Origin of the sequence: Prevotella ihumii (genome assembly GCF_900155655.1) — a bacterium.
GTDB classification, from domain to species: Bacteria; Bacteroidota; Bacteroidia; order Bacteroidales; family Bacteroidaceae; genus Prevotella; species Prevotella ihumii.
Genome location: NZ_LT706987.1, coordinates 2,681,001 through 2,695,299 on the forward strand (window position 1 = coordinate 2,681,001; position 14,299 = coordinate 2,695,299).

At 42.6% G+C, this 14,299-nt stretch carries 12 protein-coding genes; 4 read left to right on the top strand and 8 right to left on the bottom strand.

Annotated elements, in window-relative coordinates; genetic code table 11:
- Positions 1-75: 75 nt before the first annotated feature.
- Positions 76-1,083, top strand: coding sequence for a tRNA dihydrouridine synthase DusB (gene dusB / locus CZ367_RS11695; protein WP_077197019.1), 1,008 nt, complete (start codon positions 76-78; stop codon positions 1,081-1,083).
- Positions 1,084-1,260: 177 nt separating this feature from the next.
- Here dusB and CZ367_RS11700 read toward each other — a convergent pair whose 3' ends face one another.
- Positions 1,261-2,487, bottom strand: coding sequence for an ISL3 family transposase (locus tag CZ367_RS11700; RefSeq protein ID WP_077197020.1), 1,227 nt, complete (start codon positions 2,485-2,487; stop codon positions 1,261-1,263).
- A gap of 142 nt (positions 2,488-2,629) precedes the next feature.
- A complete protein-coding gene (locus CZ367_RS11705; RefSeq protein WP_077197021.1) occupies positions 2,630-3,157 on the bottom strand; it encodes an NUDIX domain-containing protein in 528 nt (175 codons plus the stop codon).
- Positions 3,158-3,381: 224 nt separating this feature from the next.
- Here CZ367_RS11705 and CZ367_RS11710 point away from each other — a divergent pair, with 224 nt between their 5' ends.
- Positions 3,382-4,206, top strand: coding sequence for an alpha/beta hydrolase (locus CZ367_RS11710; RefSeq protein ID WP_077197022.1), 825 nt, complete (start codon positions 3,382-3,384; stop codon positions 4,204-4,206).
- Positions 4,207-4,599: 393 nt separating this feature from the next.
- Positions 4,600-6,192, top strand: a complete 1,593-nt coding sequence (locus CZ367_RS11715) for a phosphoethanolamine transferase (protein WP_084793517.1) — start codon at positions 4,600-4,602, stop codon at positions 6,190-6,192.
- A 193-nt stretch (positions 6,193-6,385) separates the two neighbouring features.
- On the opposite strand, the gene CZ367_RS11720 is transcribed toward CZ367_RS11715, so the two are convergent.
- From CZ367_RS11720 to CZ367_RS11740, 5 genes are read right to left on the bottom strand one after another with little or no spacing between them, the layout of a single operon-like run.
- Positions 6,386-7,390 (bottom strand): glycosyl transferase family 90, encoded by a 1,005-nt coding sequence (locus CZ367_RS11720; protein ID WP_077197024.1) that lies wholly within the window; start codon positions 7,388-7,390, stop codon positions 6,386-6,388.
- 5 nt (positions 7,391-7,395) lie between these two features.
- Positions 7,396-8,136, bottom strand: coding sequence for a glycosyltransferase family 32 protein (locus CZ367_RS11725; RefSeq protein WP_077197025.1), 741 nt, complete (start codon positions 8,134-8,136; stop codon positions 7,396-7,398).
- A gap of 19 nt (positions 8,137-8,155) precedes the next feature.
- A complete protein-coding gene (locus CZ367_RS11730; RefSeq protein ID WP_077197026.1) occupies positions 8,156-8,878 on the bottom strand; it encodes a glycosyltransferase family 2 protein in 723 nt (240 codons plus the stop codon).
- A gap of 8 nt (positions 8,879-8,886) precedes the next feature.
- Positions 8,887-10,038, bottom strand: coding sequence for a glycosyltransferase family 4 protein (locus CZ367_RS11735; protein WP_077197027.1), 1,152 nt, complete (start codon positions 10,036-10,038; stop codon positions 8,887-8,889).
- Between the two features lie 3 nt (positions 10,039-10,041).
- A complete protein-coding gene (locus tag CZ367_RS11740) occupies positions 10,042-11,028 on the bottom strand; it encodes a lysophospholipid acyltransferase family protein (protein WP_077197028.1) in 987 nt (328 codons plus the stop codon).
- A gap of 164 nt (positions 11,029-11,192) precedes the next feature.
- Here CZ367_RS11740 and CZ367_RS15580 point away from each other — a divergent pair, with 164 nt between their 5' ends.
- On the top strand, positions 11,193-11,345 hold the full coding sequence (locus tag CZ367_RS15580; RefSeq protein ID WP_154669334.1) for a hypothetical protein: 153 nt from the start codon (positions 11,193-11,195) through the stop codon (positions 11,343-11,345).
- A 916-nt stretch (positions 11,346-12,261) separates the two neighbouring features.
- Here the strand turns inward: CZ367_RS15580 and CZ367_RS11745 are convergent.
- Positions 12,262-14,256 (bottom strand): LTA synthase family protein, encoded by a 1,995-nt coding sequence (locus tag CZ367_RS11745; protein ID WP_077197029.1) that lies wholly within the window; start codon positions 14,254-14,256, stop codon positions 12,262-12,264.
- Between the last annotated feature and the right edge of the window lie 43 nt (positions 14,257-14,299).

A 14,299-nucleotide genomic window follows, 5' to 3' on the forward strand; every position in this document is an offset into this window, starting at 1 on the left:
AATTACTATGCGTTTGTAGCCAAAAATGTATAACATCTGCTGTGAGTAACAAATTTTATGTGTAACTTTGCAGTTATGAAAATAGGAAATATAGATTTAGGCCACCGCCCTTTGTTTTTAGCTCCGATGGAAGATGTAACCGACATTGGCTTCCGTAAGATGTGTAAGCGTTTCGGAGCAGCAATGGTCTATACCGAGTTTGTATCGGCTGAGGCGGTGATACGAAATATAAAGTCGACCCTCAATAAGATTGTCATTGACGAGGAGGAGCGCCCCGTTGGTATTCAGATATATGGGCGCGATGTAGAGTCGATGGTTGAGGCTGCAAAGATTGTAGAGGAGGTACACCCCGATGTTATCGACGTCAATTTTGGTTGCCCTGTTAAGAAGGTGGCAGGCAAAGGGGCTGGTTCAGGTATGTTGAAGAACATTCCGCTCTTGTTAGACATCACACGCGAGGTGGTAAAGGCTGTCAACACCCCTGTAACGGTGAAAACACGCTTGGGTTGGGACGATAATAGCCTTGTGATAACCTCGCTTGCCGAACAATTGCAGGATTGTGGCATTGCTGCCCTTACCATTCACGGTCGCACCCGTGCGCAGATGTACACAGGCGAAGCCGATTGGACGCTCATTGGTGAGGTAAAGCAAAACCCTCGTATCCATATCCCTATCATTGGCAATGGCGATGTAATGTCGGTAGCCGATGCACACCAGCGGTTCGATAAGTATGGCGTTGATGCTGTAATGATAGGTAGAGCCACCTTTGGTTGTCCGTGGATATTTGCCGAAAACTCCCACCTTATTAATAATATAGGCGATACTTCGGCAGCTGATACCGAGCGTGTGCTTACCTTAGACGAGAAAATTGATGTGTTGGAAGAAATGCTTCGCATCAATGTAGAGCGCATAGACGAGTATCGTGGCATATTGCACACTCGTCGTCACCTTGCAGCTTCGCCTATTTTTAAGGGTATCCCCGATTTCAAGCAGACTCGTATTGCGATGCTTCGTGCGGCAAAGATGGACGAACTGTTGGGTATTCTTGAAATGTGTAGAGAGCGATTGCGCAATATCGAATAAGCCCCTTTCAGATAGCTATACATATTGTTCTGTTTTTCGGCTTGCCATCTTTGTTGCGCAATACTTCCATCTTTTAGCTGCAAAACATATATGTTTGACACGCCCAAAGTTCAACTTTGAGCCCCTCAAACATATATGTTTTGGGTGGTGAAACATATATGTTTTGGAATGTCGGGTCTATAACGTTTCATGTGGGTAATCGAGTTTTAATCCACCTGTTACGAAGTAGACCATATACTTAAAGTTTTCTGTATTGACAAATCCTCTTGCCCTCTTTTTAGCGAGTTGTATTTGTGAGTTAAGTCCCTCAAGGATTCCATTATTGACCTCCCTCATTGCAAAGAGATTCTTTATGCCGAACATGTGCGATCTGACCATCGCCACAAAGTCTGTCATGGGCTTGATGGCAGATTCCTCTACCATCTTGCACCACCGTTCAAGCCTTTCCACGGAATCCTTTGTACATTCGTTGAATATATCTGCGAAAGATTCCTTGAAACCATAAGCTTTGCCAATGGTTGGATATGTCAGCAGTATGGTCTCTAATTCCATCGCCTTTTTCTCCGAGAGATTCTTTTTGTTGTACAGCAGCGTGAACCGATGTCCCTTGAGCAGTCTGGTATCCGTATGTTCCAGCTTGCGTACCGTGTCGACAGCCTCGTTGAGAGCCTTGAAGATATGGAACTTGTCAAATATAATCCCTGCCTTGGGAAAGTGTGTCAAAGCTCCTGATATGAACGACTTGGACATGTCCATACTGATTGCCTCGATATTCTCTATCTTACCCTTCTTCTCGACAAGAGCCTTGCGGAAAGCCTCGAATGTACCCGCATCCTTGCCGTCCGTAACAAAGATGGTCTTGCGAGTGTCCAAGTCTACGAACTGTGTGATATAATTATGTCCCTTTCTTTTAGAGGTCTCATCCACTCCGATGCGATGTACCTCGAACATATCTATCTTGTCAACAGCTTTGCGCACCCAATGGTTGAATATGCGCCAAATGCGGGGAGCCGTCTCGCGGACAGTGCGGGAAACGCTGTTCACCGGCATCTCACGCTCAATGAGAAGCATAGAGTAAGCCTCGAAAAGCAATGTGAAGCCACTATTCTTGCGAGCCCATGGCACGTCCACCATCGAAATCTCATGGTCGCCAACCTTGATGCGGGGAACACTGGCATGAAGGTAGCAAAGATGCTCGAAGAAATTTAAGTGGCGCCAAGTCTTGTCTATGGTGTCATAGGCTGTAGCCTCTGCCTCACCGACTTTGAAACGATGACCACGAGGGAAACTTAGCCATATATGAAGCTCCTTGGCGGAATGCTCGCCATCAATAAACTCAATCTTGGATACTGTCCAAGGTTCTGACAGGCCTAATGCCATTGTAAATATCTCGGTACTATTCATTTTGCAAAGGTAACATTTTGACGAGAAATATTCGATACCTACCCACACGATTCGTTATAGAGCCGGAATGTCTTTGTAACCTTTTGATAGTCAAAATGTTATAAAGGCGTTTTTCTTTATCTTAGCTTTTTCTTATATTGGTCTATTTTTCCTTCTTTCGTTTGATGTATCTTTCTACCGCCTTTCGTATCGATTCTAGTCCAAAGTCCTCTGCTTGCAATTGGTCTAAGGATAGCCACAACGCCTCGTCGGCATCATCGTTGGCTTGTAGCAATGTGGTATCTTCCACCTCACACGCAAAGAAGAAGTCTAACGTAGGTACACAAAAGCCGCTGTAAACATAGCGGTTGGGAATACTGTCCACTAAGGTTAAATGGCTAACAGTAAGCCTTGTTTCCTCCATCACTTCTCGCCTTACGGTTTCTTCTATGGTTTCGCCAATGTCGGTAAATCCCCCAGGGAGGTCTAACGTTCCCCGTGCAGGGTCTTTCTTGCGCCTTACTACCAATAGTTCGCCCTTGCTGTTGTGGATAAAGGCTGCTACAGCTGCACTCGGATTGAGGTAGTACGTAAACCCACAATCCTCGCAGTGCTTGCTCTTCTCATTGTTCTCTATGAAACGCTTGCTCCCACAAACGGGGCAAAACCTAAACTTATCTAATACGTGCATCGTAGTTCTTAAACTGTTAATATTATCTTTTAAATCATTAAAAATGGTTTACACACACTTTCTTTTGTGCAGCTTACTTGCAAATATACTAAAAACTCTAAACATTCGGTTCCTTTGTTCGCCTTTTTTTCTTATCTTTGTATCTTATATAAAGCTATTTAAGCTGCATTTGTGGTGTAAGTATAAACATCATAAATGGACATATAAAATTTCAAAAGATAAGAATGAATTTAAGAAAACTTTTTGTTGCGGCAGGCTTTGTTGCTTTGTCAGCCGTAGCAAGTGCGCAGAGTACATTTGATGTGAAACTCTACAATAACAGAATGCCAAACAATAATGGCGACAAACTTGATACTGCAAAGGTGCGTGTGTTCCTCCCTATCGATCGTGAAGCTACAGGTCGTGCCATCGTTATTTGTCCCGGTGGCGCTTACGAGAGTCTCTCTATGGAGAGCGAGGGTTACAGTTGGGGCGAGTTTTTTCAAAATCAAGGCATTGCTGCCATCGTGTTGAAATATCGTATGCCACACGGCAATCCCGAAGTTCCCATTGCTGATGCCGAACAAGCTATGAAGTTGGTGCGTATGAATGCACAGGCGTGGAAGATAAATCGTAACGATGTGGGCATTATGGGCTTCTCGGCTGGCGGCCATTTGGCTGCAACTGTGGCTACATCAAGTCGTGGTGAGGCTGCTGCCAATTTCCAAATATTGTTCTATCCTGTTATCTCTATGACCGAAGGATTTGGACACGAAAAGAGTTATCGCAACTTCTTGGGCAAGCGTCCGAGCAAGCACGAACAACGCAAATATAGTGCTGACTTGAATGTTAGTCGTGTTACACCACGTGCATTTATCGTGTTGAGCGATGACGATGATAGTGTTCCTCCAGCAAATGGTGTGAACTATTACACACAACTCTACCGCAACGATGTGCGTGCATCGTTACACGTTTATCCTGGTGGAGGTCACGGCTGGGGCAGCAAGATAGGTTTCCGCTATCACGAAGAAATGATGATGGACCTCAAGGCTTGGTTGCGTAGTTTCTAAAAACAAAATAAGAAGGGTAGGAACAATGAGGATTTCTTGCTCCTATTCTTTTTGTATTATCTATCCATAGTTTATTCTTTTTATTTAATAATTCTCTTTCTTAAGGCTGGTTCTATAAATTACCACCGCATATAGTCATTAATTTTTTATGAAATATGTTTTGTTATCTTTTGGCTTCTTTTTAGTTCAAAATGTAAGTTCGTTCAGTCGTGTAGCTCGCTACTCTCCTTCACGCTCTTGCATTTTGACCTCAAAAATAAGCTCAAAATCTAACAAAGCTAATTTATAGAACCAGTCTTAACACACTTCTTATCCCTCTATATTGTGAAACTAAAGAAATTTTTAACTGCTTTTTATTCCTTTGTTGAGCACAACTTCTCGTTTATTTCCATTATGCTGTTGGTTAATCTTACAGCCTTAACTACGCTCAATTCGTTTGGAAAATCCCTCCACTTGTTTCTTTATCAGTGTTTTGCGGTGGTTTGTCTTACTGCTCTTATTGCGCTTATTCCGTGGCAAAGGGCGCGAAAGGTGGTGCAGGATGTATTGATAGGACTTTCGGTGGTTTTGCTCTTTACCGATATTTATTTCGCTTGCTATTATCAAGGCTTGCCCGATCAAGCCATTATGGAGGTACTCATTGCAACTACTGCTGAAGAAGCGTGGGGATATGTTAGAGCCAACTTGTTGAACATCTGGCTTATAGGAGGATTGGTAGTGGGCTTAGGCTTGGTTTATCTGTTGTTCCACTTTGTTGTAAAACTGCGATATGTTAAGGGTGTAGTGCGTACACTTAGCTATGTGTTGCTCGTTGCATCATTGTTTACCATAGGCAATATGGTGAAAGACGTGTTCAAACATAAGGATAAAACCGTTAAAAGCCTCACACACAATTGCTGTTCGGTGCTACGCACAGGAACTCAGTTTTATGAAGGTTGGACAAATATGCGTAACTTTGAGCGTGTTTTACATCGTGGAAATCTTCATCCACGTTTGTTGAAAAACTCCTCATCTATTCCCTATGTGGTCTTTATTCTTGGCGAGTCTACCTCACGACATCACTTGGGCATTTATGGTTATCCGCTCAATACCACACCTTATATGGCTGCTCGCGAGCGTTCGGGCAATCTTGTTAAGTTTACCGATGTTATTAGTCCGCACGGACAGACGATGCCTGCATTGGGAAAGCTCTTCACCTTTTATCGTCACGGTGCAAAGGGGGCGTGGTACGACTATACCGACTTGTTTAGTATTCTTAACGAGGCAGGTTATCACACGGTATGGCTGTCTAATCAAGAATTCTCAGGTATCTATGGCAACAATGGGCGAGTGTATGCCGAACGATGCAGCGAATATGCCTTTACAAAGCTACGTGGGTCGGATAGTTATACCATAAAAGACCCTTACGATGAGGAGATATTGCCCCTCTTGGATAAGAGTTTGAAGGGTGCAAAAGCGAAGAATTTTATCGTTTTACACCTTATGGGAACACATCAAAACTATAAGTTCCGTTTCCCTGAAACCTTCCGTAGCTTCTCTGCAACAGAGGAAAAGGGAGAAAACGATAAGATAAAACAAACAAGAGCCGATTATGATACGGCTGTGCGCTATAACGATAGCATTATGAATGACATCATCAAACGTTTTGAAGATAAAAATGCTGTGGTCATCTATGTGTCTGACCACGCAGAAGATGTTATGGAAATCAACAAGAAGATTGCAGGTCATAGCGAAATAGGATTGAACCGACGTATGGTGGAGATACCTATGATGGTATTCACCTCAAAGCGTTTTCAGACTGCTTACCCTATGTTGACGGCTCGTATTCGCAACGCTGCTAATCGTCCGTTCGAAACAGACGATATGATACACGCCCTTCTCGACTTAATGGATATACATACTGCGGACTACAAGCCACAGTTAAGCGTGTTCAATCAGCACTTTGATGCTAAAAGAACACGTTATTATGGAACGAAAAAGTATTAATCCCAAATCGGTCGTTAGACTTCTTCGAGATTTGCGAGCTTATTTTGAGTTATTTTTGGTTGTTTTTGAAGACGTTTAGCGAGCTAAACAACTGAAAAAACAAACGAAAAGAGCCAAAATAAGGTGCAAGGACGAAGAAAAGCATAACACCAAACGCTTTAAAAAGCCTTTGCGGGCTAATGACCGATTTGGGTTAATGCGTATTGGTTATATCGAAGTATTTCTTTAAAACCATCAGTGATATAAGGCGTTCACGACGTTTGTTGCGGAATTGAGCCACATACTCGTGAGCGTGTTGGATAATCATTTCAGCCTCATTAGGGTGAGCGATGTAGTAGCGTAGACGCTCTTCAAGATCGGAATAGTCGGACTTTATTTCTATGTAATGGTAATTCGGAATGAGCGTAGCTTCCATAAACCACGTTTCACAAGTGGGGCGAGGCATCACAGCGATGGAGTTTGAAGACATAATCCACTTCAGATTGCTTGCTACATCATTGCCTTCTAACGACATAACAAACTTGTAGTCTAAGTGTTCGGTGATGGTTAGCTTGTGTGAGTTCCACTCTGGGAAGTGCTTGTCTATCACCCCAGCATTAATCAATGGGTGTCCAAAAAACTTTTGCATAAAGTCTAAGCGGTTTTTCTTCAATCCGTTGCCTTGCATTTGCCCAATCTCGCCACGAAATATAGCCATATCTTTCTTTTCTCGGAACGACTTCTTATCCTTTACAAATAGGAAGTGGCGCACTTTATCGAGCTTCATGAGTACTGCATTAGTATTGTTCTCGCCTATCGGACGGCTCTTTGTGATGGACGGAAGATGAGGTACGAGGACGTTATCGCCAGGTAATAACACCCACTTCAATGAGGGTGAAAAGGCTTTGGCATAACGATAAGAGTCAAGATAGTACACCTTTTGTCCCGTAATGGGTTGATGGCGCAAGGCTATGGCTTCGGTCTCAAAGGCATCTCGGTTGAATACTGACGATGTTGTAAGTGCATTGTAGTAGTTCACGCGCTGCAAGATATAGTCTTTATCGGCACGCTTTTCCGATGCGTTAAGCTCATATTTCAAAAGCCATTTCAAAAGGATATGCGGAGTATAGATAGCAATGTAAGAACTGACATAATAAGCCAATTTAGAGTTTTTATTGCTATTGAACGTGTAATATATCTTTCTTAAAAAGCTGTGCATTGCGCTTACTTTCCTTTAAAGAACTTCTTCAACTTCTCTATCCATGTAGGTTTCCAGCTGTGCGCACAATAATGAATGGCATAACTCTCAGCTGTGGCTTCGTGCTTGTTGCCTGCAAAGATTTCAGAACGATACACCTTGATGTTGTCTTGCAGAAGTTGGTCTACATCTTTGTACTTGAAACCGTACTTCTCCATTACACGTGCATAAACAAAAGGAGCAATAACACCAGTACCATTCGAGCCTTTAGGCATCTCAAAGGCGCGTCTTTGATAGTCGTCCATTACATCTTTTACAAATGCACAACCAGCCTCTGACCCCATAACAGCCGCTTGTATCTGTATGCCTGATACAAATCCGTCCTTTATGCGATTGCCTTCTGCATCTATCATATCCATTGCGCCCGTCATCTCAATCTGCGATGGGTGATACTCCAACGATGTAAAGAAGTTGTTATTTAGAAAGTCGTCGAATGGTTTCAGCACCTTTACATCCGAATCAAGATATATTCCGCCTTCTGTATATAGTGCATACATACGAATATAGTCGGCTGCAAATGCCCATTTGCGTTGTTTATAGGCTTCTTGCACATAAGTAGGAGCAGATGATATGTCGAAGTTCTCGGTGCTCCAACGCTTTATCTCGTAGTCGGGCATAACCTTCTTCCACGTGTCCATACATTTCTTAATCTTTGAGGGGAAAGGGTCGTTGCTTAACCACACGAAGTGAATAACTTTAGGTATCATTGTTTTTTATGTTTTTTGCTTATTTGTTTCTTAGTTTGCATAGTCCATACACAAAGTAAAGGCGAGGCAGAAAACGGAGTTTATCCATTGTGTTGTCAGTCTCTTGTATCACTTTTATATTGTCCAACAAGCCTTTCGACCTGTTTGTATTCGATACACCATTAGTGTCGAAATTGGCTATAGGGAACGAAAGCTGCACGAAACGTTTCTTAGCCTTCCACAATTGTTTGAAGAGCTTGAAGTCGGCAGACATCGTATGCGTAATATCAAACGGAAAGTCGATTAATGCTTGGCGACTTGTAAGGCAACTTTGATGGCAGAAATACATACGATGTGCATTGTGGGGTGGTTCTGCAGGCTTTATAGTCTTGCCTTTTACAACATCGCCATAGATAACTTCTGCATTGTGTGGTTCGGCAAATATGCGACTTAACACGTCTGTTGTGGCAAAGGTATCTCCTGCATTAAGGAAGATAACCCACTCGCCTGACGCCATACCCACTGCTTTATTCATTGCATCGTATATCCCCTTATCGGGTTCACTTACCCAATGGTCTATCCGCTGGGCAACGCTTTGTATGGCTTCCACTGTACCATCAGTAGATGCACCATCTACCACAACATACTCTATGTTGGCATAGTCTTGTGCAAAAACATTATGAGCGGTCTTTAAGAAAGCCTCTCTCACATTGTAACACACCGTTACAATAGTTACTTTAGGACAATATTGTTTGTCTTGCATAATGGTTTTTAGCGGTTTAAAAGTTTATCGTATTCGGCAAGCATCGTCTGTGCAATGTCGCCATTCTCAAATCGTTTGACATAGATACGGCTCGCTTCTATTCGTCTTGCTCTATCGTCACTGCCTCGCAACATTGCTGTAATGCCTGCTGCAAAGCTGTCTGCATCATCGGGATCTACATAGATATTCTCCCTTCCGCCAGCTTCTTCCAAACACGAACCTGTACACGCCACCACAGGAAGTCCACTTTGTATGGCTTCGATGATAGGAATACCGAACCCCTCGTAGCGTGATGGATAAACGAAACATTCGGCTTGTTGGTAGATGGCTGGAAGTTCTTGATTTGTAATGCCGTGGAGGAAGTGTAAGCGATGTGTTAATCCATTTTCTTGTGCAAACTTTTCCACCTTTTGGGTGTACTTTGTCCGACGCCCAACAGCCACAATGGCAATATCGTTTGGCAACTTTAGGAGGGCTTTCACAGCCAATAGAAGGTTTTTGCGTTCCTCTATCGAGCCGACAAAAAGCAGAAAACGCTTCGGGAGATTGTACTTTTGTGCCACTACCTTCTTTTCTTCGTTGCTTGCAATGGTTCTAAAGCGTGTGCCACAACTCTGATAAACCACATCAATGCGGTCTTCAGGGAAGTTGGAGTAATAGAGAATGTCGCGCTTAGTACATTCGCTAATTGCCACAATGCGGTCTGCCTCCTTGCACGTATTCACGAATTTGCGCTTATAGAGGAAACCATCAATGCGTGTGTAATACTCTGGGTGGCGAAGAAAGATGAGGTCGTGAATGGTAACAAGGCTTTTAATGCCCGATGCGTTCAAACCTTTAGGCAGTTCGCCCGATAATCCGTGATAAAGATTTACACCATCTTTGCCGAGTTGTTTCACAATACCTGCCTGTCGCCAAATGTCTTTTTGGAAACGGAAATGTAGGTTTTCGGGATAAACAAACTGCACGTTTTCAGCCTTTATCACCTCGTTTCGTAAGCGTTCGTTACCCTCGTCAGGTGCATAGAGCCGCAATTGTAGGTCGGAGGTTGAGGCGGCAAGCGAATTGATAAGTGTTCGCCCATAGTTGCCCAACCCTGTATTGTTTTTTACAATGCGCTTTGCATCATATCCTATTCGTATGTTGGTGTATTTGCTCATTGCCTATGCAGTGGTTTGAGAAGCCTTTTGCTTTTCTCTTTTTATGGTTTCTAAGTCGCCATAGTTAAACTTTCCCGTCTCTTTGTCGTATCTTAAATCAAACTCCTCACGTGTTCGTTTCCATCGCTTATGACTCCATAGCCAGTAAGCAGGTTCACGTTGTATAGTCTCTTCGAGCATCTTCATATAGATGTCGGTAATCTCAAAGTTGGGACGAGTTTTAGGGTTCAATTCTATCAAGCGCATATTGCACACATAATAGCCTCGTTTGGGACGACTCATATCTCCATAGAAGCACGCTTGGCATGTATGTCTTGCGATGCGTTCAGCACCTGTCAGCACAGGTGTGTCGTGGTTGAGGAAATCCACCCAATGGTGAATGTTGTTCCACATTGGAGCTTGGTCGGCAATGTAGCCCACCACAAGCGATGCGTTCTTGCGTTTGAAATCGAGTATCTTACGCAGCGATTCCTGCATCGGGATACAAAGTGCGTTTTGCTGTTCACGAAGGTGGATAAATACTTTGTCCATCGCACGGTTTTCTAACGGGTGATAAAGCTCGCAACACTGTACGTGCTTGGGTACCCAATAGGGGATAGCTGAAATCCATTCCCAATTGCAATAGTGTCCTAAATATACAGCACACGAACCACCGTTGTTCAATACCTCGTTGAACTGTTCCATACCTGTAAACTGGATATGCTTGCGCAACGACTTTTCCGACATTGTCATCAGTTTGATGGTTTCTACCAAATAGTCGCAAAACCAATGGTAGAAGTCGCGCTGTATCTTCTTGATTTCAGCCTCGCTTTTTTCGGGAAAGCTCTCTTTGAGGTTCTTCCAGATAGTATGGTGGCGGTACTTTACCACCTTGGCAACAAGGAAGTAGAGGCAATCGGAAATGATGAAAAGCAGCCAAAAGGGTAGCAACGACATCAAGAACCAAAAGCCATAAACGAGGGCATATAGAATTTTGTCCGTTATCTTCATTATGCTTTGTCTTTTCACGTGCGGACAATGTGTTCCGAACGCTTATACTTGCTCTTTCAAAAAGTAGTAAATCGCATAGCGTATTAAGGCTGCTCAGGCAGCTTACCACAACGCAGAATACCACCATACAAAGGTAAAAACAATTTTTTAGAAATCGACAAATTATGGAAAGAAAAGCCACGGCAACAAACTTTTATAACATCAAACAGCATTGCTTTGGCTCGTCGGTTGTTTCTATAGGCTGGTTCTATAAATTAGCTTTGTTAGATTTTGAGCTTATTTTTGAGGTCAAAATGCAAGAGCGTGAAGGAGTGTAGCGAGCTACACGACTGAACGAACTTACATTTTGAACCAAAAACGGAGCAAGCCGAATGCAATCAAACTTGTTTGAATTGTTGAGGCGCAGCCTGTTTTATATAAAAAGAAGCCAAAAGGTAACAAAACGTATTTCATAAAAATTTAATGACGATATGCGGTGGTAATTTATAGAACCAGCCTATAATGTTATTGTGAACTACCTTTGTAGGATAAGTTGAGAGGCAAATGCTATTGTAAACTAATATCTCTTTAACAAAAATATTGCTTAAAGAAAGCTCCTTTTGAAACGGATTTTAATATGCGTAGGAGCCCCTACACCCCCCACAAGCATTTGGACATAGTTCTCTTTAACTCCTCTAATTTCTTAATAAGAGGAACGAATTTTAAGTTAATAGAGATGTGTGCAAAGAGTAGGGAGGATAGGGAAGAATAGATCAAAGGCGACTCTATCTAAACCTTTAAAAATTACCTTTGTAATGTTTTGATAATAAGGAGGTTATAAGTGTGTTGTAAAACATATATGTTTGACCACCCAAAACATATATGTTTTACCCTCTCAAAGTTGAACTTTGACCTTGTCAAACATAGATGTTTGGCTTTCGTAAGATTGATGTTTGATTTTGAAAAGATGAGGTGTGGAAAAATAGAACAATGTTTTTCAACCCAAATCGGTCGTTAGACTTCTTCGAGATTTGCGCGCTTATTTTGAGCTATTTTTGGTTGTTCTTGACGACGTTTAGCGAGCTAAACAACTGAAAAAACAAACAGAAAGAGCCAAAATAAGGTGCAAAGACGAAGAAAAGCATAACATCTAAACGCTTTAAAAGCCTTTGCGGGCTAATGACTGATTTGGGTTTAAGCATAAACAACCACTTGGTTTGTGCTTAAAAACATTGTTCTTCTATTTATAAACGATTAGTTGACGCTTAATTTATCGTTCACCATTCTATACATATATTGATAGATGATGGCTTTCAACTCTTGTTCCATTTGGGCTTGTTGGGCAACTTTTCCTTTCAGGTTGTGCTGCATTAGGCGGTCGGAGAGCTTGTACATACCTACTACTTTTGAACCATCAAACTGCATCACATAGCCATTGCGAGCGTATTGGTACACGCCATTGATGTAGCTGAGCGCATATTGTTGATGGGCAGGGGTATGGAGAAGGTCGCAACCAAAGCTCAGATAAGGTTTGTTGTAGCCTATGAGGTTGAAGATGGTCGGCATTATGTCTATCTGCTGTGCAATACCTTGACGCATAGAAGGTTTGATTTCGCCTGAAGGGTCGTAGATAACGAAAGGTGCGCTAAACTCTCCGATGTCCGATTTGTATTCTTGATGGTTGCTTTGATTGGTGTGATCGCTTACAAGGATAAAGATGGTGTTCTTAAACCAAGGTTGTTTGCGAGCCGAAGCAAAGAATTTGCCGATGGCCATATCCGTGTAGCGAATACATTTATGAATAGGTAGCGTGCCTTCGTCTTTGTAAACGTTCTTGTATTTTTGAGGTACGACAAAAGGGTGATGGCTCGATACGGTGAACACAGCTGTCATAAACGGCTGTTTCATTTCGCCCATCTTTGTGCAGTAATACTGCAAGAAAGGTTCGTCCCATATCCCCCAATTGCCATCAAAGTCGGCATCGCCTCCGAAACGTTTGTCGGCTGCATAGTCTTGTCTGCCATAGTAATGTTGGAAACCTATCTTCTTAGAGAAGGCAAGGAAACCCATTGAACCGCGATTTGCCCCGTGGAAGAATGCCGTCTGATAACCCCAGCGTGAAAGATGTCCTGGGATACCCGTGTAATCGTTCATTGAGGCGGGGGTAAGTACGAAAGGTTCGATAAACATAGGTATGCCGCAAAGTGCCGAGGGCATACCGTCAATACTTTTATGACCATTTGCAAAGGAATATTCGAACACAGTGCTGTGAGCTATAAGCGAGTCGACGTGGGGTGTGTAACCCTTGTAGCGCCCGTTGGGTTCGAGGGTTTTGTTGAATGCGCCTATATATTCACGTCCGAAACTTTCCACAATGAGAATTACAATGTTCTTCTTCTTTGGCTGTGCATTGGCTAATGGTTGTTTGACAGGATTGAAAACACGTGCAGAAGCCTCTATTGAAGCGTAATAATCGGGTACTTTGAACACGCTTTTGCCCAAGGTTCGCATCAGTGCGAATGGCGTGTTAAGCACCAAAGCACACTCTATGGGGCGGTCAACATATTCGTTGGCATTGCTGATGGTGATAGGGCGGACACCACTTTGCAGTCCGCCACGAGCTCCGCCTATACATAAGACAACCGAAAGGGCAAGTACCAAGAAATTGATACCTGTGAATTGCCAGCGTCTGCGTGGGGTATTAAAATCGAAAACTTTTATTTTTGGGAACTGATAGAGTTTGTAAAGCAACCAAACAAGGAAGATAAAAAGCAATACGAAGTACCAATGACGAACAAACTCTGTACCTACAATGCCGAGAAGATTGTTTTCGTTGCCAAATTCCCTAAATACGCTGGTGGTGGTACGTCGTAAGGTGAATGGAAAATATACGGCATCGGCAAGATTGATAGCCAAACAAAGTGCATTGACAACGACAAAGATCCATCGGCAAAACTTATGGTATGCCGTTGTTTCTTTGAACCATAGCGGAACAAGCATTAAAAGAATATAAAGCGAATGGCTATAAACAATGGCTGTGGTGTCGAACTTTAGTCCGCCTACAAACATCTCTATGCCGTGGCTGAAGGTAAGTCCTTCCTTAAAAGTACTAAAGTTTTCTACAAGATAAGCCATGCGTGCTATTGTAAAAACAAAATAAGCCAATAGCAGATTGTATAACAATGCTGCTATTGGCTTTAAAGATAATGTAACGATATTCTCGTTTCTTTTATATGAATTGTGTATCATTGGTTTAGTTCCCTTTAGTGGATAGAATAAACTGCGATAATAT